The 21304-nt window shown below is 40.2% G+C and carries 19 protein-coding genes and 1 pseudogene; 16 read left to right on the top strand and 4 right to left on the bottom strand.

The genetic code is table 11. The features are described 5' to 3' along the window. The first annotated feature begins 1 nt into the window (after position 1). The 6 genes from CLU81_RS24700 (at position 2) to CLU81_RS24675 (ending at position 4827) form a co-directional block, all read left to right on the top strand. Positions 2-622, top strand: a complete 621-nt coding sequence (locus CLU81_RS24700; RefSeq protein WP_369804807.1) for an alpha-ketoglutarate-dependent dioxygenase AlkB — start codon at positions 2-4, stop codon at positions 620-622. Positions 623-756: 134 nt separating this feature from the next. Then, positions 757-936 (top strand): DUF3606 domain-containing protein, encoded by a 180-nt coding sequence (locus tag CLU81_RS24695; protein ID WP_099712861.1) that lies wholly within the window; start codon positions 757-759, stop codon positions 934-936. An 81-nt stretch (positions 937-1017) separates the two neighbouring features. Next, entirely contained in the window at positions 1018-1848 is an 831-nt protein-coding gene (locus CLU81_RS24690; protein ID WP_099712263.1) for an IS982 family transposase, read from the top strand. Between the two features lie 21 nt (positions 1849-1869). Next, positions 1870-2076, top strand: a complete 207-nt coding sequence (locus CLU81_RS24685) for a hypothetical protein (protein ID WP_099712262.1) — start codon at positions 1870-1872, stop codon at positions 2074-2076. After that, positions 2063-2290, top strand: a complete 228-nt coding sequence (locus tag CLU81_RS24680; RefSeq protein WP_099712261.1) for a hypothetical protein — start codon at positions 2063-2065, stop codon at positions 2288-2290. Before CLU81_RS24685 ends, CLU81_RS24680 begins: the two co-directional genes overlap by 14 nt. A gap of 149 nt (positions 2291-2439) precedes the next feature. Next, the gene (locus tag CLU81_RS24675; protein WP_099712260.1) at positions 2440-4827 is read left to right on the top strand and encodes an ATP-dependent helicase; all 2388 of its coding nucleotides are present in this window, start codon (positions 2440-2442) and stop codon (positions 4825-4827) included. A 546-nt stretch (positions 4828-5373) separates the two neighbouring features. Here CLU81_RS24675 and CLU81_RS26690 read toward each other — a convergent pair. Continuing rightward, positions 5374-5562 carry a hypothetical protein gene (locus tag CLU81_RS26690; protein WP_144444564.1) on the bottom strand — a complete coding sequence of 63 codons (189 nt, stop codon included), beginning with the start codon at positions 5560-5562 and terminating at the stop codon, positions 5374-5376. A gap of 849 nt (positions 5563-6411) precedes the next feature. Between CLU81_RS26690 and CLU81_RS24665 the strand changes: the two genes are divergently transcribed. The 7 genes and pseudogenes from CLU81_RS24665 (at position 6412) to CLU81_RS24635 (ending at position 15511) form a co-directional block, all read left to right on the top strand. After that, positions 6412-7239: a hypothetical protein gene (locus tag CLU81_RS24665; RefSeq protein WP_099712258.1), complete on the top strand. Its 828-nt coding sequence runs from the start codon at positions 6412-6414 to the stop codon at positions 7237-7239. Between the two features lie 26 nt (positions 7240-7265). Beyond that, on the top strand, positions 7266-8612 hold the full coding sequence (locus CLU81_RS24660; RefSeq protein WP_099712257.1) for a DUF1214 domain-containing protein: 1347 nt from the start codon (positions 7266-7268) through the stop codon (positions 8610-8612). Positions 8613-8640: 28 nt separating this feature from the next. Further along, positions 8641-10131, top strand: a complete 1491-nt coding sequence (locus CLU81_RS24655; protein ID WP_099712256.1) for a DUF1254 domain-containing protein — start codon at positions 8641-8643, stop codon at positions 10129-10131. Positions 10132-10150: 19 nt separating this feature from the next. After that, positions 10151-11641, top strand: a complete 1491-nt coding sequence (locus CLU81_RS24650; protein WP_099712255.1) for a DUF1254 domain-containing protein — start codon at positions 10151-10153, stop codon at positions 11639-11641. Between the two features lie 64 nt (positions 11642-11705). Further along, positions 11706-14081 (top strand): arylsulfatase, encoded by a 2376-nt coding sequence (locus CLU81_RS24645; protein WP_099712254.1) that lies wholly within the window; start codon positions 11706-11708, stop codon positions 14079-14081. A 27-nt stretch (positions 14082-14108) separates the two neighbouring features. Beyond that, a pseudogene (locus tag CLU81_RS27345) lies at positions 14109-14674 on the top strand (DUF1254 domain-containing protein); the annotation flags it as partial. Beyond that, a complete protein-coding gene (locus CLU81_RS24635; protein WP_369804824.1) occupies positions 14675-15511 on the top strand; it encodes a DUF1214 domain-containing protein in 837 nt (278 codons plus the stop codon). Positions 15512-16338: 827 nt separating this feature from the next. Here the strand turns inward: CLU81_RS24635 and CLU81_RS24630 are convergent. Continuing rightward, positions 16339-16587 carry a hypothetical protein gene (locus CLU81_RS24630; RefSeq protein ID WP_099712860.1) on the bottom strand — a complete coding sequence of 83 codons (249 nt, stop codon included), beginning with the start codon at positions 16585-16587 and terminating at the stop codon, positions 16339-16341. Positions 16588-16804: 217 nt separating this feature from the next. Between CLU81_RS24630 and CLU81_RS24625 the strand changes: the two genes are divergently transcribed. The 3 genes from CLU81_RS24625 (at position 16805) to CLU81_RS24615 (ending at position 19532) form a co-directional block, all read left to right on the top strand. Continuing rightward, entirely contained in the window at positions 16805-17044 is a 240-nt protein-coding gene (locus tag CLU81_RS24625) for a hypothetical protein (protein ID WP_099712251.1), read from the top strand. Between the two features lie 70 nt (positions 17045-17114). After that, positions 17115-19157, top strand: coding sequence for a DNA ligase D (ligD, locus tag CLU81_RS24620; protein WP_199174592.1), 2043 nt, complete (start codon positions 17115-17117; stop codon positions 19155-19157). A 60-nt stretch (positions 19158-19217) separates the two neighbouring features. Then, complete coding sequence (locus CLU81_RS24615; RefSeq protein ID WP_099712250.1) at positions 19218-19532, top strand: hypothetical protein; 315 nt, start codon at positions 19218-19220, stop codon at positions 19530-19532. Between the two features lie 92 nt (positions 19533-19624). Here the strand turns inward: CLU81_RS24615 and xseB are convergent, their stop codons facing one another. Continuing rightward, on the bottom strand, positions 19625-19831 hold the full coding sequence (gene xseB, locus CLU81_RS24610; protein WP_099712249.1) for an exodeoxyribonuclease VII small subunit: 207 nt from the start codon (positions 19829-19831) through the stop codon (positions 19625-19627). Next, complete coding sequence (xseA, locus tag CLU81_RS24605; protein WP_099712248.1) at positions 19809-21245, bottom strand: exodeoxyribonuclease VII large subunit; 1437 nt, start codon at positions 21243-21245, stop codon at positions 19809-19811. Before xseA ends, xseB begins: the two co-directional genes overlap by 23 nt. Positions 21246-21304 lie beyond the last annotated feature (59 nt).

Genomic DNA, 21304 nt, shown 5'->3' with positions numbered 1-21304 from the left:
TATGAAAATGATGCTGTTTGATGATACCGAAATTTTTTCATCAGGCAAAGGCGGCAAAAGGATTTTTGACGTCCCTGATGCGGACCTGATGCTGATTGATAATTTTTTCAGCAAGGAAGAATCCGATTATTACTATAATTTTTTATACCATAATTCCCAGTGGAGGGAATATGAAATGCCGATGTACGACAAGGTGGTCACTGCCCCCAGAATGATTACATGGTACGGCGAGACAAGAAGGCCCGAAAGAAAATCAAATCCCGACTGGCCCGCCGAACTGCTTCAGATCAGGGAACGCGTGGAGCAGCATACCGCTATTAATTTTAATGCCGTGCTGCTCAATCTCTACAGGGACGGCAGTGACGGGGTCGGCTGGCACAGCGACAAAACTACCAGTACCAATAAAGACATGAACATCGCATCGGTAACCTTTGGGGAAACACGGCTGTTCCGCCTGCGCCATAAAACCCTCAAGCACATTGCCCCGATTGAGATACCCCTGCATCATGGAACCCTTCTGCTGATGGCAGGACATACCAATACGTATTGGGAGCACCAGGTTCCTAAAACAGCCCGCGATGTGCTCCCGAGGATCAACCTTACTTTTCGTCAGGTGAGATAAACAGTAACTGATCCGGTTTCAAATGACTTATCGGCTGCTGCGTCATTGCAATCCTGTAAAAATCGGCTTTTATCCTATAACAGGATTCCTGCACCGTTATGGTAACTTTAGATAAACTAAAAAATGCAAAAATCATGGATGATAAAACGAAAACAGGAAAAGCAGATGATTCGCAGATTAATATAAACGAATCATATGAGGTGCAGTACTGGTCTGAAAAGTTCAATGTGCCGCAGGAAACATTAAAAAGTGCCGTGAGAGCCGCAGGCACCAGAGTGGATGACGTCAGGGATTATCTGGCAGAAAATAATTAATTCAAGTTGCTAGTTTAGAGGTAATAAAAAAACAAAGCACAGGTTCAGTAAATTTGTTTTGCGAACCAATAAACCTTACCCATGCTTTGTAAAGACAAAATTATATCAATTTTTTGTTTAATAGACGATATTTTACAAGGAATTAATCATCCGGAAGATGTAAGAAGACATGTAAGTGATAGCGAAATTATCCTGACTGCAATTGTTTCTTCGACAAGTTTTTATGGTAATCACTGCTCAGCCATTAAGTTTATGAAAGAATATGGATTTATTCCAAAGATGCTTGATAAGAGCAGGTTCAACAGACGTTTACATAAAGTTGGCAGACTTCTATATGAATTATTTGAGACCATAAGTTCCTATTTTAAAGATTTCTGTTGTGAGATGCAATACATTATAGATTCATTTCCCGTAGCAGTTTGTAAAAACATGAGGATTACAAACTCTAAGATTCTTAAAGGCAAAAAGTACAGAGGCTATACAGCAAGTATGAGAAACTATTTTTATGGGGTAAAAGTTCAGTTATTGACAACTAAAAATGGAATACCTATAGCGTTTCATTTCACTCCAGGTAAAACAGCTGACATAAAAGCTTTAGGAAAAATGATAGATAAGCTGCCTGCTGAAGCATCGATTTATGGAGATAGTGCTTATACTGATTACGGTTTAGAAGATTTTGCCCTAATGGAAAAATGTGTTTTATTAAAAATTCAAAGAAAGTCAAATGCTAAACGAACAGATACAATAGAGCAAAAAAAAGAAAAGTTAAAAATGAGAAAAAGAGTAGAAACAACAATAAGCGACATAAAAAAAATGTTTCCAAGAACTATACATGCAGTAACATTAGAAGGTTTTATGATAAAACTGACATTGTTTGTATTTGGACTCCAGTTAAATAAAGCAATCAACTAGCAACTTGAATTAATTAATATCATGCCCTGGCATAACGGGGACTATCCCCCATCTTATAAAAACCAGCCCGCTGAACTCCGGGAAAAGGCTGTCGAGATCGCCAATGCCCTGCTTGGGGACGGCGCAGAAGAAGGAACTGCTATAGCCACCGGACTCAAGCAGGCCCGTGAGCTGCTCAAAAATCATAAAGAGAAAACCGATAAAACTGAAAATCATGGAAACCAATAAAAACACAAACGAAAACAAGGAAAATACCAACGAAAATGCCAACAGCGCGTACAGCGGTTCTGGCAGCATGCAGCCCGGAGCAGGAACCGGAGAAGCCGGCCGCCTGAATGACTATCAGGAGGAGGACACCCAAGACGGGTCAGAGAAAAAAAACAACCCGGAGGGAAAAAGCATTGCCGAGGCCACTGATCCTTCAAAACTGTCCGATATCTAACACTGGCAGACTATAATTACACTTATAGATCTTGAAAAGAATTTAGTATTTTTATGGTAAATTCTTTTCAGGATTTTTGATTTTATCCGAAGGTGTAAAATGAGCCTGATACATTCCAAAAACAATATTTCTTCAAACTAAAAAACAAAATGACTGATCCGATTTTAGAGAACCTAAACCAAAAGCAGCTTGCGGCAGTGAAAACTACCGAAGGATATGTGCGCGTGATTGCCGGGGCCGGATCAGGAAAAACAAAAGCCCTCACCTCAAGGTTTGCCTATATTGTGGACAGGCTTGGGATCAACTCCTCCAACATACTTTGTGTGACCTTTACCAACAAGGCAGCCCAGGAAATGAAAAAAAGGGTCAAAATGCTCATTGGCGACACCTATGATGTGAGCCTTATCACCACCTATCATGGATTCTGCGTGCGGTTTCTGCGCGAGGAAATCAACAAGATCCAGTATCCCAAAAATTTCATCATACTCGACGCGGAAGATCAAAAGACCATTCTGCGCGAAGTGTTTAACGAACTGGACATCAACTCCAAAAACCTGACCTTTAAGCAGGTCCTGCAGTTCATTTCCAAATCAAAAGGCACATCTGATTATTTAAGCTACATTCTGGCCAATAAAAGCTTTGAGGACGAAAACACCGAGGATTTATCACTTAAGGTATTTCACAAATATCTCGATAAACAGAAGCGGAACTATGCCCTGGACTTTGACGACCTGATACATTTCACGGTATACATCCTGAATACTTTTAATGAGATACTTGTAAAGTGGCAGCAAAACATGCATTACATACAAGTTGATGAGGCCCAGGACAGCTCCGACAGCCAGTTTGAGCTTGTGGAAATGCTCTCGCGTGTTCATCAGAATTTATTTGTGGTGGGCGACCCTGACCAGACCATTTACGAGTGGCGCGGTGCCAAACCTGAATACCTGGTGGATTTTGACAAAATGTTCCCAGACTGCGAAACCATCATCATGAACCAGAACTACCGCTCTACTCCCAATATCCTGAAAGTTGGCAACCACATCATTAAAAACAACAAAATAAGGGTCGACAAGGATATGATCACCGAGAAGCCTGCAGGGTTTGAAGTGGTCCATTTTCACGGCAAAAATGATTTTGAGGAATCCCTCTGGGTAGCCTCGGAAATCAAGGAGATCCTTAAAACCGAGAAGGCAAAATATTCCGATATCACAATACTGTACCGTGCCAATCATATCTCCAGAAACATAGAGCAGTCACTCATTAAGGAAAATATTCCCTACACGATTTTTGGAGGCGTTAAATTCTTTGAAAGAAAAGAAATAAAAGATGTTCTATCCCTTTTAAGGTTAATTGTAACGGGCGATAATATTTCATTCCTTCGCATGTTCAACCATCCCTCCCGGGGTCTTGGCAAAAAGTTTATCGAACGCCTGAGTTATCTGGGACGCGAGCAAAACCTTTCCCTTCTGAGTGCGCTCGAACAAAACAGTACTGACAAGGAGCTGGCTAAAAAAGGGGCCGCTGAATTTCTGGATTTAATAGCCGGACTGAAAGAGGTTGCCAAAACAAAATCCATATCGGATCTGGTCAAAGAGATCCTGGAGAGAAGCGGACTGGCTGAATTGTACCGGAAAGACGGTGACGAGGACCGCCTGGAAAACATCAAGGAGCTTGTCAGTTCCATGCTCCTGCTTGAAAAGGAATATAAAGAGCCCGTCAACGTGGAAGAGTACCTGCAGGAAATTGCCCTGTACACCGATCTGGATACCCAAAATGAAAATCAGGACAAGGTAAAACTGATGACGATCCACATTTCAAAGGGACTGGAGTTCCCGTATGTTTTTCTCTGCGGTTTTACCGAAGGCGTGCTGCCAAGCGCACTGTCGATCAAAGAAAGAAGAAGCCGCGCCATTGAGGAAGAAAGAAGGCTTACTTACGTTGCGGTGACCCGCGCCGAGAAAAGATTTTATATCACTGATTCGGAAGGATATAATTTCACCACGGGGCTCCAAAAATATCCATCGCGCTTTCTTTTTGAAATCAGCGAGGAATTTTACATCCGTAAAGGCAAATTAAGTCCTGAGATACTGCAGGCCTCTCAAGTACCGGTTAGAAATTCGGATGCGCAAAGCAAGGAGCTTTTTGCTGTCGGGGATCTGGTCTTGCATGAGGTATTTAAAAAAGGGAGAGTCAAGGCAGTCAATCCGGATAAAAACCAATATACAATCGACTTTTTTGAAATTGGAAAAGAAAAACCAATAGACTTCAATTTCCGCTTCCTTAAAAAAATAGACGACAATTCCATTTCAGAATCCAATGAGAATGATGGTGCAGATTCCTCGCAGGATTTACAATCTCATTTGAAGTCCCAGAAAAATCCATTTGACCAGGACCTCAATGCGCTTTCAGATGCGAAGTCTTCACAGGATCAAAAATTCGATGAAGATGACACAGCTGCTTCAGGCGAGAATTTAGGTTCAGACACTGCTACGGATACAGCTGAAAGCAAGGATAAAAAGTGGTGGAAGTTCTGAAAAAACAAAATTTCTATTGATAACTTTTTCTATTGGTGCACTGGCAAGCTGCGCCGGTTATTGGTACACTACAAAACAGCGCTCCTGAAGCCCTAGCCCCGATTGCTTCGCCAGTTCGCTTCGCTCGTGTGCAGTGAAATCCTTTTGCGCCGGTGTTCGGCACAAAAGATTGGAACGAATAGCGGGAATAGCTCCTAAAAATAATATTTAATAATCCCTAACTCCTTTTTTTATACCACATACAAAATCAAAAGCCCCCATTTATTCAAAAGGACCCTTTTTTGTACTTTTTTTTAAAGGTTACTTAAAACTAAATCAGACAACAATCAACTGAAAATAGATATACTGTCCTGGAGCTGCTCCCTGGCAATAAATGCTGTTATGAATTCACGCACTTCAATGCCCGTTCCATTCTCAATGTCAAAAGAATTGATATGGAACTCCGCGTCCTGATCCAAAATGTGTATGATCTCCGTGTAGCCCTTTGAGATTAAACTGCCTTTTAACTTAATAATATTGGACTGCTGTTTGCCGTCCAGATCTTTTCTAACCTTCAGTTTCATCCCCTTTGCCATTGCAATTTATATAAGTAATACGATGCTCTTTGGTATCAAAAATAAAATTATTTCCCGGATTCCAATTGAAGATTCCATAAAATAAATTGATACCTTTATTATTACTTCTCACGTACATCAGCCGGCTATTGTAAGCCGGCGGCCTTATTCTATTTATCATTTAAAATAAATTATAGAAAAAAGTCCCATTATATTTAATAAGACCTTAAAACCCCGCATATACAACCAGTTGATGAGATTGGTGTATAAGCCTGTCTAGTATAACATCTGAAATCGTTTTTTCTCCAATTCATACCAGCCTTAAATTGGGATTTGTGATGTCACGATTATAGAGCGGTTATCATGCCTGTCCGCTATGCACCGAGGTAACCAAGGCCAAAAGGTGCCAATTGAAGACAATTGGCGCTTTTTTTTTGAATTCTTATAATCTGCAAATTAACTTATGGATCATGAACAAAACTTGTGCTTTGGATCATGCGTAAAACAAATAAAATAGGACATACTACCTTAAAATTTGGCATAGGTTTCATCCACTCTCCAGCGTGCCCTACTGGCACCATTCTACAGTTCATCTCTATCACAAGCAAAGGTGCAAACTTATAAAACCAGAACTGGATCGGCGGGAGAACCGCTTTTTTTTATTCTTACATAATAACAAATGCAGTAAGCAGATATTTTTTTTACCTGGGACAAAAAAACTTAGGTAAAATCTTAAAAAAAACACAAATCGTATTTATAAATTATTTATCTTTAGCTTATTACCTATTAATAGGTAAATCACAAGACAATAGTTAAAAAAGTATCGCTCTGCTGTCTGCAAAAATAGGATTGTAGATTTTCTTACAATACGTCCCTTTAATATTTTTGTGAATGGTTTTAAGATTAAAACTTAGATAAATCTTAATGAGTGTATTAATTCTTTACTGCAAATTTAGCAGCAATGCTCTGATCATTGAGTTCTATTAATAACAAAACGTATCCAACAGTACACATAAAATTTTAAGCCATTATGAGATATTCAAATTTACTTTTAGCATCGAGATTATTATGCATCACAATTTTCGTTGTCAGTTTAAAAGCATCCGGGCAGGAAACGCCTGCAAAAAGCGGCGCAAGCGCTCAGGAACTGGCAGACAAACTAGCCAATCCGGTAGCCAGCTTAATAAGCGTTCCGCTGCAAAATAATCTACTCTATGGGATTGGTCCTTACAACGGATCCAAATACACTATTAATATCCAGCCGGTGATCCCTTTTAAATTATCGGATAATCTTAATTTGATTACCCGCTACATCCTCCCTGTCGTTGATCAAAGAGACATTACAGGGGAAAACACTCACGAATTTGGCCTCAGCGATGCCACGGTAACGGCTTTTTTCGCTCCTAAAACCAAAGGGATTATTTTTGGAGTGGGACCTGCATTTTTGGTGCCTACCGCAACAGAGAAGTTTTTAGGAACAGAGAAATTCGGTGTTGGCCCAAGTGTTTTGGTTATGCATCAGGGAAAAGGATTATCCATTGGTTTTATAGCCAATCAGATCTGGTCGGTTGCCGGAAACCAGGACCGTACTGACTTTAATCAGTTTTATACGCAAATATTTCTTACCCACAGTTACAAAAGCGGTGCAAGTTTAGGGATAACTTCAGAAATCACTCAAAACTGGGAAGGCAAATCGACCCTGGTTACCATAAGCCCAAATATTGGTGCAGTAACAAAACTCGGAGATCAGGTGGTTCAGTTTGCCATAATGCCCTTAATTCCAATTGTCGGGCCACGCGAAAGCAGACCAGATTGGGGATTAAGAGCCGTATTGGCTTTTGTATTTCCTGGTTCATAAAATATTTCAATTTTAAAATCACTTCCATGAAAAAATCACTTCTTATACTAGTTGCGATAGGTCTATTTATTAGTTGTAAAAAAGAAACAGCAACTAAAGATTCGACAACTGCTGTTTCAGAAACGAATGCAGTTCCTACAGATCAGGACATTATAGATGCTTACCAATATTTATATGCAAGATATCTCGTAATCCAACAGGAAAATCATGATATAAATGTAGAGAAAGCAGGTTATAATAAAATCAAATACAATCCGCTGGGTTCAGCACAATTTGTGAATCCAAATTTAGATGTTGCTTACCTTGAAGCCTGGATTGCAGTAGATAAAGACCACACTGTTATTTTGAATGTTCCTAAAATTGAGGGTCGTTATTATACTGCGCAATTATTAGACGGCTGGGGAGAAGTAATCGTAAATATCAACGAACGTAATTTTCCTAAAACACCTTATGGAAAATTTGCTTTGGTATTAAAAGGCTCAAATCCAACGATTCCTACCGGCGCAGTAAAAATCGAATTGCCATCAGAAAAAGTAAAAATGCTGGCTCGTGTAGAATTAAAAGGAACTCCGGCTGTTGCCAAAAAACTTCAGGAACAATTTACTTTTAATGTACCGGATGGAATTAAAATTGCAGCACCAATTACCATTCCAGAATTTACTCCGAAAGCACCAATTGGTGGTGAAATATTTGACAAAGTTCAGGAAGTACTCAATTCTTATCCGGATGCAATGCCTAAAGCAAAAGAATATCAGGAAAAAGCAAAAGCAATTGGCGAATATGCTAAAACAAATGATAAGGCAAAAGCTCACATTGAAAAGGTAGTTAAAACCAAAGCAATTCCGGCATTCTTAGCCGGAGCAAAAGGTTTTGGTACACAAAAAGGCGGATGGTCAGTATCGTATGCGGCAGGAAATTTTGGTGATGATATATTGGCCCGGGACATTATCAATTACGGAGGTTTGTGGGCAAACAGAGTCGAAGAAGCAATTTATTTTGTGGGACTAACAGACAGTAATAAACAATTATTAAGCGGTGATAAAGTCTATGAAATCAAGTTTCCTAAAGAGGCACTTCCGGATGCTGTAGTCAATGCATTTTGGTCTGTGACCTTATATAGCGTTCCGGATTACAGAGTAGTCGATAATAAATTAAAAAGATATAATCTTAATAATGTTTCGGGTTTAAAGAAAAATCCTGACGGTTCTTTGAGCATTTGGCTGGCTTCTTCATTGCCTAAAGGAGCAATAGAAAGTAACTGGCTGCCAACTCCAGCTGGAAAAGGTTTTGCTTTAACATTCCGTATGTATGTCTCTAAGAAACCAGTTCTTGACGGACAATGGTTTCCTGCTCCTATCGAAGAAAAGAAATAATTACTTATAACTTCCAAAAACAAATCCCATGAAAAATAAATCCTTTATTTTTTTAGTTGCTGCATTTTTAATTTTAGCTGTCGGATGTAAAAAAAAGACCGTAATAAATGAACCACCATCATTAGACTCTACATCGGTTGTAGTTTCTGAATTTGGAACACAAATAAAAATGGATGGTGAACTGCCTTCAAAAGAATCTATTCCGGCTTTGTTCGACGAAATGGATTTTCAGCAGGCAACACAATGTTATTTATGGGGATTGCCTATTGTGGCTTTCGCTGAATGGCAAGAGCAGCAGTACAAAACTTTTAATGCAACAAGCAACGATTTGATATTTTACAATACGTATAATGATCGTTTGGGAATCCTTACTGCAAATGCCACAACACCATATATTATTTCCTTTATTGATTTATCCAAAAATGGGCCAACAGTCATTGAAATGCCCGCCGGACACACAGCAGGAGGACTTGGAGATTTCTGGCAGCGCGAGCAGGCCGTAATAGGTGAAATGGGACCTGATAAAGGAAAAGGCGGGAAATATATTTTAGTTCCGCCAACAATGAAAAACTTTAAACCGGCTGGATATTTTATAGTTCCATGTACAACCGTAAATATGTTTTTCGGGTTCAGGGCTTTAGATCCGGATCCAAAAGCAACGGAAACTTTAGTAAAACAAGTAAAAATTTATCCGTACGATAAAAGAGCGAACCCAACACCAACAAAAGTCGTTAGTCCGCCGGCAGGAAAAAAATGGTACGGAATTCAGCCAGCTGGAATTGCCTATTGGCAGCGTCTTCATGCTATTCTGCAAAACGAACCTGTTGAAGAACGTGATCGTTTTTTTATGGCATGGCTTAGAAATCTGGGAATAGAAAAAGGAAAACCTTTTGCTCCGGACCAGCGTCAGAAGAAAATTTTAATTGCCGCTGCCACAAAAGGACAGCAAATGGCAATGGCGAATTCCTTCAACAAACGTTTTGCAGATGTAAAACACTGGCCGGATAAAAAATGGGATTATGTAATGATCATCAAAGATCCGTCGCAACATGCAGATTATTACGATGAATTCTTCGAGAGAACTTCTTATTTCTATGAAGCCGTTACCTACTCAAAAGCTATGATTACCAAAATACCAAACGTGGGTCAGGCGTATCTGGGCTCTTACTATGACAGCGAAGGAAACTGGCTGGACGGAGGCAAAAACTATACTTTGAATATTCCTGCCAATCCTCCGGCAGTAAACTTCTGGTCGATTACGATTTATGACTCGGCTACGAGATGTTTGATTGATAATCCGCAGAAAAATGCCGATTTATCTTCCCGTAAGGATTTAATAAAAAATAGTGACGAATCTGTCGATTTATACTTCGGACCAAAAGCACCGGCAGGAAAAGAGAAAAACTGGGTTCAGACTTTACCGGGAAAACATTGGTTTACCTATATGCGTTTCTACGGACCAACAGCGGCTTATTTTGATAAGAGCTGGAAAATGGATGATATTAAAGAGGTGAAGTAATAACTAACTAAAAACGAAAATGAAGAAGTCATATATACTGTTATTTGCAACTTGTTTATTGTTTATAAACTGTAAAGAGGAGAAAAAAATCAGAGAAGCTGATAATGATAATTTAGCAATTAAAGATACTTCTGCTATTAAAAAAAATCTCCCGGCAGGTCCGATGGCAAATACCATTATGACTGATGAGTATGTGAAACATATTGGTACTCTGGCCTATTTATGGGGCTGGCCTATGGTGAATATTCATAATAGAAAAGTAACCTTTGAGAAGCTTCCTGAGCCATTGTATAAAGGAGGAGTTGTACCACTGAGTCCACCAAATCAATTATGTATGCTTACGGATTATATTAAACCCGGAGAAAAAGATGTTACGTGTCCTAATCAGGATGTGGTATATGGTTTTGGTTTAACTGATTTTTCAAAAGATGCCTTGGTAATTCAAGTGCCGGATTTTGGAGACCGTTTTTGGGTGTATCAGGTCTGTAACCAGCGCACGGACGGCTACGCGCAATTGGGGAAAATGTACGGAACAAAACCGGGATTTTATTTATTAACCGGACCTAAATGGAATGGAAAAGTACCGGAAGGAATTACACAGGTTTTTAAATGTGATACTGATTTGGGAGTTGTAATTCCCCGGGTATTTCAAACTGATGATCCTGCCGATAAAAAATCAATACAGCCTACACTTCAAAAAATATTAATGTATCCTTTGAACCAGTTTGACGCAAAAACAAAAACAAAGGACTGGACAAAAATTCCTGTACTGCCATCTGCGCCAACTGCTGGGAATGAAGAAACAAAGTGGGTAAAACCTGAAGTATTTTTTGATGAATTGCCTGTTATCTTAAAAGAAGTTCCGCCATTGCCTGGAGAGGAGGCGATTTATGGACAAATAGAATCTGTTCTCGCTGCAGCTGCAAAAGATACAAGGATTAAAGACCTGCTAAAACAAGCTGCTATGGAAGCAGATCAGAAATTAATAAATCCTTTATTTCAATTCTCTAACGTAGGGTATCCATTAAAAGACAATTGGACAACCCAAGGGAACGGAGCGCAATTCGGATTGGATTATTTGACCAGAACGGCTTGCGCCAAAGCTAACATATTTGTTAACAAACCTAATGAAACCAAATATTTCTATCAGGACAGAGATGTTGCCGGCACCAGATTACAGGGCAATAATAAGTATACTATAACTTTTGCAAAAGGTGAAATACCACCTGTAAAAGGTTTTTGGTCACTTACTTTGTACAATCAGTATCATTTCTTTTCACCAAACTCCATCAATCGATTTTCATTGGGAACCAAGAATAAAGATTTAAAGTATAATGCTGATGGCTCATTGACACTGTATGTACAAAATACACAACCATCAAATGATAAGTTGAGTAATTGGCTGCCATCACCTAAAGAAACATTCTCATTATATATAAGATGTTATTGGCCGGAAGACAGGGTGGTAAAAGATAGCTGGCTGCCTCCTGCAGTTGTAAAAACGAAGTAATAGCGTAATGGAACACAGTAGAATATATGGAAAATATAGTGTAATAAAATAAAATGAAAATAAAATGAGAGTATTTATAATAATTCTTTTAGTGTCGACTTATTCTTTTTCTCAGAATCTGCCAAAACCGACTCCCCCATTTAACGGAAAAATAGAAACAACATATAAAACATCAAAACCTGATTTTCCCCAGCCCATAACTGCTCCAAGCGGAGCCCCAAATGTACTTTTGATACTTATTGATGATCTTGGTTTTGGAGGTACGCAGCCATTTGGCGGTCTGATTCCTACCCCAAACATAGACCGATTGGCAAAAAAAGGATTGTTATACAATCGTTTTCATACCACAGCACTATGTTCTCCCACAAGGGCAGCATTGCTAACAGGCCGAAATCACCATCAAAGCGGCAACGCAGGGATAACCGAAGGTTCGACTGGATTCCCCGGCTATGACAGCTTTTGGGGTCAGGAAAACGCCGCAATTCCCGAGATTTTAAAAGATAACGGATATAATACTGCCGCATTTGGGAAATGGCACAATACCCCGGATTGGGAAACAAGCCCGCTAGGACCTTTTGACAGATGGCCAACCGGGAAAGGGTTTGAAAGATTTTATGGTTTTATAGGGGGAGAAACCAATCAGTACTATCCTCAACTGTATCAAAATATTCAGCCCATAGAGAAAGGAATCACGCACGATCCTAATTATTTACTGACTCCGGATCTGACCAATGAAGCAATTTCGTGGCTGGGAAATCAAAATTCAATTGCTCCGGACAAACCCTGGTTTATGTATTTTGCCCCCGGAGCGATGCATTCACCGCATCATGCTCCAAAGGAATATATCGACCGTTTTAAAGGTAAATTCGATATGGGCTGGGACAAATTCAGAGAAGAGGTTTATGCCAATCAGCTTAAAAAAGGAATTATCCCTGCCAATACAAAACTTACCGCAAGACCTGCTGAAATGCCTGCTTGGGAATCTTTGAGTGCAGATGATAAAAAAGTATATGCCCGTCAGATGGAAACATTTGCCGGTTTTCTGGCCCATCTGGATGAAAATATAGGCCGTTTGCTGGATGCTGTTGAAAACAGCCCTAATGCAGATAATACTATGATCATTGCGATTCTGGGTGATAACGGCTGTTCTCCTGAAGGCGGATTAAAGGGAACCGTTAATAATATGGCAACTCAGAATGGTTTTCCTGACGACATGCCCACTATGCTTAAAGCTAATGAAGGATTGGGCGGGCCGGAACATGAAAATAATTTTTCTGCGTGCTGGGCCTGGGCAGTAGATGCCCCTTTTCAATGGACAAAAGAAGTGGCCAGCCATCTGGGAGGAACCAGAAACGGAATGATTGTTTCCTGGCCCAAGAAGTTCAAGGGAAATTCAGAGATTCGTTCACAGTTTTATCATGTTGTTGATATTGCCCCTACCATTTATGATGCCGCAGGAATTAAAATGCCGGAGTCTGTACAGGGAATAAAGCAGGTCCCACTGGTAGGAACAAGCATCGTACCGACATTTACTGCCGCTAAATCTCCTGAAACACATCATACCCAGTATTTTGAAATCTTTGGAAACAGAGCCATCTATAATGATGGATGGATCGCTACTGCAAGACACGGTTTGCCATGGGTATTGGTTGGAAAAAAAGGTGATTTTGAAAATGATAAATGGGAACTTTATAATATTGACAACGATTTTTCAGAAGCTAATGATCTAGCAGCCCAAAATCCCGAAAAATTAAAAGAACTGCAAAAGCTCTTTGATCTGCAGGCCAAAGAAAACCAAGTCTATCCCCTTGATGACCGTTTTGCCGAAAGAGCTGTAGTTCCTGAAAGGCCAAGTGTAACAAAGGGCAAAACTGACTTTACTTATTACTCGGGGGCTGTTCGAATTCCTGAAGGATCCGCCCCGAATATTAAAGCCAAATCACATATCATAACGGCAAATATTGAAATTTCTAATTCCGATAAAGCTCAAGGGGTTCTAGTGGCTGCTGGGGGAAGCGGCGGATATTCGTTTTTTATAAAAGACGGCTACCTGATGTATGAAAATAATTTCTTCTCTAAAGAAAGAAACGTTATTAAATCAAGCGACAAACTGCCAAAAGGAAAAGTTACTGCTGTTTTTGAATACACCCATACAGGTAAAAAGTACGGAGAAGGCGGAACAGCCAGATTACTAATAAACGGGAAAGAAGTGGCAAAAGGTGTTTTTGCACATGTCCCCCCGGCAAGATACAGCGCAACAGAGACATTTGATATTGGAGAAGATACCGGGGAGCCTGCTTCTACACAATATAAAGACAATTTTGCATTTAATGGAAGAATCGAATCGGTAAATTTTAAATTATTGCCTGCACCGGTAAGCAATGAAGTGCAGGCTAAAACACAGCAGCAGCAAAAAAAAGCAAAAAAGGCCATTGAATAATCAAAATATAACTTAAAAGGTACGAAAATGAAAAAAACACTCTTCATAGCAGTCATTTTAATTTCTTTCTTCTCTTGTAAAAAGAAAGAAAATTTAAGTAATGCGCCAGCAGCAGCTACTGCTGTTACAAAATCAGCAGATTCTGCCAAAGCCATTGCAAAAGAAGCATGGACCTATGCTTTTCCGATGGCCATGAATTACCGCACGATGCATCTATATGCTTTGGATAAAACCTATCCGGATTATGCAGGCGGTTTTAATAAATTCAAGCATTACGATAAAATTTTTACGGCTTCCGATACTGCGGTCGTTACGCCAAACAATGACACGCCTTATTCCTGGGCAATTTTAAATCTGACTGTGAACCAGTTATCCTTGAAGTTCCAGAGGTAAAAAACAGGTATTATTCGTTTCAGTTTATTGATCTGTACACCTTTAATTTTGCGTATTTGGGAAGCCGCGTGACAGGAGACAAAGCGGGCAGATATCTTATTGCCGGACCAGATTGGAAAGGCGATAAACCAGCCGGAATTGATAAAGTGCTTGAGTCAGAAACCAATCTGGTTACTTTACTGGGAAGGACAGAGCTAAAAATGGCCGCCGGAGATATTGAGAATGTAAAAAAACTGCAGGCACAATATAAGCTGGCCCCATTTCATGAATTTACAAAAACAACAGCGCCGGCACACAAAGAATATTTTTTGCCATTTCCGGCATTTAAGCAGACTGATTTAGCATCGGCTGCATTTATCGGATTAACCAGCAACCTGCTGCAATACACTTCTGTTAACGATCAAGAAAAAGAATTAAGAGCAAAATTTGCAAAGATTGGAATTGTTCCGGGAAAAGAATTTGATCCTAAAAATTATTCTCCGGAAGTTTTAAAGGCCATTAATAAAGGGGTTCAGGAAGCTGGAAAAGAGTTAAAAGAAGGAACCGATAAGTTAGCCAATGCCACTGATTTGTTTGGGACCCGTGAAATGATTAATGGAGATTATAATAAAAGAGCTTTGGGAGCCGCTGCAGGTTTATTTGGAAATACAAAAGAAGAAGCCGTTTACATTGGAACAAGATCTGATAAAGCGAATAATTTCTTGTCGGGGAAAAACAAATATGTGATTCGCTTTCCAAAAGGACAGACACCTCCTGACAAATATTTTTGGAGCATCACCTTATACGAACTTCCAAGCCGTTACTTGGTAAATAATCCCATTAACAGATATTCAATCGGAGACAGGACGACAGGTTTAAAATACGAGCCAAACGGCGATCTTATTATCTATATTCAGCATGAAGCTCCGAAGGGAAAAGAATCGAATTGGCTGCCGGCTCCCAAGGATGCTTTTTATTATCTGATCCGAATTTACGGGCCTGAGAAATCAATTTTAGATGGAACATGGAAAGCTGCACAGCCGGAACAAGTGAAATAAAAAGTATCAAATAGTGCTTTTCAATGAAAATAATATCTTAATGTTTTCTGCATATCATACTTGTTCCTCATATAGTTATTTTAATGTCATTGACAGGATTGCTATATTAAGTTTTGTTGCAAAATCAGATATAAAAAGAAATATATTTACACCAATCCCCAACAGGACATCCAAACCAAAATCCTGAAGACATATAAAGACAGTCCCTACATCCAGTAAGCCAATCTTTTCAAATCCTCCATAAAATGGTGCGAAATCTGTCCTTTACGGATCACTACAGCCAAAGAGCGCCAATTGAAGACAGTGTGACCATTTTTTATTCAAAAAATTACTAATTAATATATTAGGTAATTTTTTGTTTTCGTTTGGTTTATTCAAATCACACTAGAAAAAAAATACCGCAAACAATGCATTAAACAACCTCAATATTTATAAAAATATGGCGTATCCCATTCTCATTTGGGTCTATGTGATTCTGGATTTAAATTTTTATAAATAAAATTTTCAAAATTTAAATTTTGATCTCCTACTGAATCTTCGTATCTTAAAACTATAAAATCTGAAAAATTTAATATACTAATTAGAGGTTAAACAATTGGGGCGAATATTAGTTCTCCAGAATAAAAAAGGCGCTGCAGCAGCCTTAGCCCCGATAGCAGTGGAAATCCTTTTGTGCCGATTTCGGCACATAAGATTGGAACATATAGCGGGAAGAGCTCCTCAAAAAGAATGATATACAATTGACGATCCTTAATCACTTAAATTACATTCCTGTAACAATTCTTAATATAATATTAATTCAAGCCGTCCACAATTCTGTCCACCTATTATTTCAAAATAGATATACTGTCCTGAAGCTGCTCCCTGGCAATAAATGCCGTAATAAATTCACGCACTTCAATGCCCGTTCCATTCTCAATGTCAAAAGAATTGATATGAAACTCCTCATCCTGATCCAAAATGTGTATAATCTCCGTGTAGCCTTTTGCAACTAAACTGCCTTTTAATTTAATAATATTCGACTGCTGTTTGCTGTCCAGTTCTTTTCGAACCTTCAGCTTCATCCCCTTCTCCATTGCCTGTAATTTAAATAATATGTTTTTGGTATTTCCTATCAAATATAAAAATTATTACACAATATTTAGTTTCAGGGAGGAGATTTAACTTTCATTTTTTTGATCAAAACAGGCGACATCCGAATGTAAATTTGATAATAACTGTGCCTTTTAATATAAAAATAATTGATGCTATAGTATTAATTTTAAGTGCATTAACCACTTAAATAAATAAGTCATGGATAACTTACACCTTTACAGCGCCGAAGAACTTCACAAATGCCCTTACCACAGCGGGCAAAATACAAAAAACAGCACGGATGCTGAAAAAGACACCCCTAAAGAGACCGGCAGGCCCGATGAATCGGGAACCGATCCCAAACGTTATGAGCCCGGCAAATTCGAAAAGGGTTCCAATGAAAACTCGGGCGGGGACGGCAGTACGGAAAGTGCTGCGGAACAGCTCGATAATTTATAATATACCGCTGTAAAACACTCTACAGCGCAATATTTCCGACCAGGCGGTATGAAATAAAATCAAAACAAAGATGAACACAAAAAAAGAAACAACAGGAAAAGCCGTATTGAAAAACATTGCTCTGTTAAAAAACGGCATTACAGCCAAGATGCCCACCGGGGTTAAACCGATGCTGGCCACACTGGTGGGTGAACCCTTTGACAATCCCGACTGGAGCTATGAGGTCAAATGGGACGGCTACCGTGCACTGGCCTATATCCAAAAGGGATCCGTTGCTATTTCCTCACGCAATAACAAATCTTTTGCCGAGAAATATTATCCCATTACCCAGGCGCTGTCCCTTTGGCCTTTCGAGGCGGTACTGGACGGCGAGATCGTAGTGATCGGCAAAGACGGCAAAGCCAATTTCGGTGCGCTGCAGAACTGGCGCAGCGAAGCCGACGGTGATCTGGTTTATTATGTTTTTGATCTTCTCTGGTACAAGGGTACTGATATTATGGGACTGCCCTTATCTGAGAGACAGGCAATCATCTCAGAGGTATTTCCTGCAGGTGACGACCGTATCCGCCTCTCACAGGTATTTGCCGGCGGAGGTATTGATTTTTTTGAGGCGGCAAAAAAAATGGGCCTTGAGGGTATTATGGCCAAAAGGCTCACTTCGCTTTACACTCCCGATGCGCGCAATAAGGAATGGCTGAAAATAAAAGTGAACCTGAGACAGGAAGTGGTCATCGGCGGGTTTACCAGAAATGACGGGTCTTCCAAAGAGTTCAGCTCCCTTCTGCTGGGTGTTTATGAAAACGGACGTTTTGAGTATGTAGGCAAAGTCGGCACGGGATTCAGTGACAAACTCCAGAAAGAGATGATAAAAGAATTTACGCCTTTGATTACCAAAAAAATCCCATTCGCATCAGAGCCGGACATCAACAAACCATCACGTTTTCGTCCTAACCCGCCCAATGCCGTGGCAACGTGGCTTGAGCCGTCTTTGGTATGCGAGGTAAGTTTCGCGGAGGTCACAGCCGATGGTGTTTTCCGTCATCCTTCTTTTGAAGGCATGCGGCCGGATAAAAAAGCTGCCGATGTGGTACGTGAAACAGCCTCATCCACGGCCGAAACGGTTCTGGAAGCCGAGAAGGACAATGGTCTTGTTAAGGGGGCCAAAGATACAGGAATCAAAAGACTGCTTAACCCGACCGAGGAAACACAGACCAAGAAGATAAAAGGCCACACCCTTACTTTTTCCCATCTGAGCAAAGTGTACTGGCCCGAGGACGGATATACCAAACGTGATATGTTTAATTACTATTATCAGGCGGCTGAATATATCCTTCCCTATCTTAAAGACCGGCCGCTTTCGCTCAACCGGTTTCCCGGAGGTATTCACGGCAAAAGTTTTTACCAGAAAGACGTCAAAGGCAAAGCGCCCGAGTGGGCCAAAACTTTTCCCTATACTACCAGTGACGAAGAGGACAAGGAATTCCTTGTCGGAGGCGACGAAGCTACACTCTTGTATATGGCTTCTTTGGGCTGTATTGAAATGAATCCTTGGTTCAGCACCATAAAGCATCCCGATAACCCCAATTATTGCGTTATTGATCTTGACCCCGATAAAAACAACACGTTCGAGCAGGTGATCACCGCGGCTCAGGAGGTTAAAAAAATTCTTGATGCCATGGAAATAACCGGCTTTGTCAAGACATCTGGCTCTACGGGAATTCATATTTATATTCCCCTGGGAGCGAAGTATTCCTATGACCAGTCACAAATGTTTGGCAAGCTCATTGTAACTATCGTGCATGACCAGCTCCCGGACTTTACCAGTATCGAGCGCCAGATCAAAAACAGGGACTGCAAAATGTACCTGGACTTCCTGCAGAACCGTCCCGGCGCTACCATTGCCTGTCCCTATTCACTGCGCCCTAAGACAGGCGCAACGGTTTCCATGCCCCTGCATTGGGAAGAAATCAAAAAAGGACTTACCATGAAGGATTTTAATATCGAAAACTCCATCGCCCGTATGAGGGCCGAAGGGGATATATTCAAGGGTGCGCTGCAGAAAGGCATCGATATGAAAAAAGCGCTGGCTAAGGCGCAGAGCATCTTTTTCTAAACCTGGTGATGTAAAAAAACAGAAACGCACAAACGATTTGAACTAACTAAAAAACTGATTATGAACACAGCTTATTTTCTTACGGGCTCCTATAATGATGCCGATAATGACTTTGAACTCACCATTGCAGTTCCAGATCAAAATACTATGAAGTCAGGTGATCAATACAATGTGCTACTGACTGATATTTCCTCTGAAAACAAACTGATATGGCAGACAGCGCAGCCTTCTTTTCTGTCATGCCTGAAAGATATGGATGATTTTATTACTGAAAACAATATAACGCTTTACAGCAAAATCCTTACTGCAACGCGTCGTGATGATGCTGTGGATAAAGAACTGGAAGGCTTTATATTAAACAGGCTGGAATATTAAATTCTGCCCTTGTTTAAAAAATAAATTCCTGTTTTACCCTACAACTTATGTATTTTATAGCAAATAAAAGCTGTGCGCATTAGAAATCACACTTATGTCTGAGTATTTTCCATCCTGCTTATAATCTTGGTAACTTCCGCTTCCGTGTTTTTCAGCTTGGTTTGGCAGAACTCAATAAGCTCTGATGCTCTTTTCACTTTTGAAGCCAGGGCATCTACCGATATCTTTTCACTTTCAATTTCTTTTGAAATGGCAGTCAGCTCTGCCAGCGCCGTCTCATAGGTCAGTTTCTCTTCCATCGTATTGTATTTTTTCTTTAACGGTGTTTATCAGTTTTGTGTCCCGCAATATTACTTCTATCTCCTGTCCGGCTTCTATGTTCTCACCGCTGCTGACAATTTTTTCATTGACCTTGACAATTGCGTAACCTTTGCGAAGGATATTCTGCGGGGACATCATAAGAATGCTTTTCTGATGGTGCTCGAGCATAAGTTTCTCTCGGCGAAGATACGCATCGGAAGAATTTTTTATACTATTTCGGATCTGAACCAAATCATTTTTTTTCTGCTGCAGCAGAATTTTAGGACTCTGCACCATCTGATGGGCCGATAAGATAAGTATCTTTTGATGTTCATACAAAACGGCTCTTGAGCTGCTAATAATCCGCTGGTTGGTTCGCGTCAGCTCTTCACCATGCAGCTGCACCAGCTGCCTTACATTACGGGAAACTGCATTATTGATTTCGTTTAGTTCTCTGTAACGGCCATGAAAAAGCTGCTGTGATTTAATTACAATATTTTGCTGAATGGAAAGGATTTGTATCTCAAAACTTCGGTTATGTGCAATGATAAACTCAGCTGCCTTAGTTGGTGTTTTGGTATGCGTATGTGCCATCAGGTCCGTTATGCTTACATTTTTCTGGTGGCCTATACCTGTTATGACCGCGATGGGGAACTTTGCTACTGCCCGTCCGATATTATAATTGTCAAAGATCAGAAAATCCGACTGAGAACCGCCTCCCCTGTTAATTACCACGGCATCGTAAGGGATTCCCGTATTATATATTTCGATGAGTTTATTTAAGAATAGTTTTGCATTGTTATCGCCCTGCACAACGGTATAATAATCATCAATCTGGAAAACATAGCCAAAATCATTGTGCTGCATCGTGTGGCGGAAATCTTCATTTCCCGCCGAACTGCTCGATGAGATTACAGCCATTCTCTGAATTACCGCAGGAAGTTTTAAACGGCTGTTAAGCGTGGAGTAGCCATCGACCGCTTTCTCTATAAAATCATTTTCTCTGACCAGACGCTCCAGGGTTGCATTTCGCTGCTGCTCCAGTATGCCCAGCATAAAATTGCTGTCAACATCCAGCACGCTGGCTGACAAACCGTATAAGGGGTGATAATCCACGCTCACCTGAACCAGCACATGCAGGTTGTTGGTAAAGAGCTGTCCCGTTTTTTTTTCAAACTCTTCGATACGGACTGCTCCGATGCCCCAGGATTTTCCGAGTATTTTAGCAGTTATGGCACTTCCTTTCTGCGCTTTTTCCACCAGCTCAAAGTAATGGATCTTTTTGTCTGCCTTAAAGGAATGATTGGTAATATCGGCCAGTACCCAGAAACGCTGTCCCTCAAAACGCGAATTGATCGTGTCATGAATCATATCATTAAGCGCTGAGAGTCTGATATAATGCTGGGGTTCCATTGGCCGCGGTTACTTAACTGTTCAGCTAAGGTACTAATATTACAGAAGAATTTCAAAAA

It is taken from the genome of Flavobacterium sp. 9, assembly GCF_002754195.1.
GTDB lineage: Bacteria > Bacteroidota > Bacteroidia > Flavobacteriales > Flavobacteriaceae > Flavobacterium.
This window is presented reverse-complemented; position numbering and strand designations above follow the sequence as displayed.

Bases quoted from the DNA above. Each gene is read 5' to 3' on its own strand.
- CLU81_RS24700 (WP_369804807.1), top strand. From the start codon at position 2: ATGAAAATGATGCTGTTTGATGATACCGAAATTTTTTCATCAGGCAAA.
- CLU81_RS24695 (WP_099712861.1), top strand. From the start codon at position 757: ATGGATGATAAAACGAAAACAGGAAAAGCAGATGATTCGCAGATTAAT.
- CLU81_RS24690 (WP_099712263.1), top strand. From the start codon at position 1,018: ATGCTTTGTAAAGACAAAATTATATCAATTTTTTGTTTAATAGACGAT.
- CLU81_RS24685 (WP_099712262.1), top strand. From the start codon at position 1,870: ATGCCCTGGCATAACGGGGACTATCCCCCATCTTATAAAAACCAGCCC.
- CLU81_RS24680 (WP_099712261.1), top strand. From the start codon at position 2,063: ATGGAAACCAATAAAAACACAAACGAAAACAAGGAAAATACCAACGAA.
- CLU81_RS24675 (WP_099712260.1), top strand. From the start codon at position 2,440: ATGACTGATCCGATTTTAGAGAACCTAAACCAAAAGCAGCTTGCGGCA.
- CLU81_RS26690 (WP_144444564.1), bottom strand. From the start codon at position 5,562: ATGATAAATAGAATAAGGCCGCCGGCTTACAATAGCCGGCTGATGTAC.
- CLU81_RS24665 (WP_099712258.1), top strand. From the start codon at position 6,412: ATGAGATATTCAAATTTACTTTTAGCATCGAGATTATTATGCATCACA.
- CLU81_RS24660 (WP_099712257.1), top strand. From the start codon at position 7,266: ATGAAAAAATCACTTCTTATACTAGTTGCGATAGGTCTATTTATTAGT.
- CLU81_RS24655 (WP_099712256.1), top strand. From the start codon at position 8,641: ATGAAAAATAAATCCTTTATTTTTTTAGTTGCTGCATTTTTAATTTTA.
- CLU81_RS24650 (WP_099712255.1), top strand. From the start codon at position 10,151: ATGAAGAAGTCATATATACTGTTATTTGCAACTTGTTTATTGTTTATA.
- CLU81_RS24645 (WP_099712254.1), top strand. From the start codon at position 11,706: ATGAGAGTATTTATAATAATTCTTTTAGTGTCGACTTATTCTTTTTCT.
- CLU81_RS24635 (WP_369804824.1), top strand. From the start codon at position 14,675: ATGGCCGCCGGAGATATTGAGAATGTAAAAAAACTGCAGGCACAATAT.
- CLU81_RS24630 (WP_099712860.1), bottom strand. From the start codon at position 16,587: ATGGAGAAGGGGATGAAGCTGAAGGTTCGAAAAGAACTGGACAGCAAA.
- CLU81_RS24625 (WP_099712251.1), top strand. From the start codon at position 16,805: ATGGATAACTTACACCTTTACAGCGCCGAAGAACTTCACAAATGCCCT.
- ligD (WP_199174592.1), top strand. From the start codon at position 17,115: ATGAACACAAAAAAAGAAACAACAGGAAAAGCCGTATTGAAAAACATT.
- CLU81_RS24615 (WP_099712250.1), top strand. From the start codon at position 19,218: ATGAACACAGCTTATTTTCTTACGGGCTCCTATAATGATGCCGATAAT.
- xseB (WP_099712249.1), bottom strand. From the start codon at position 19,831: ATGGAAGAGAAACTGACCTATGAGACGGCGCTGGCAGAGCTGACTGCC.
- xseA (WP_099712248.1), bottom strand. From the start codon at position 21,245: ATGGAACCCCAGCATTATATCAGACTCTCAGCGCTTAATGATATGATT.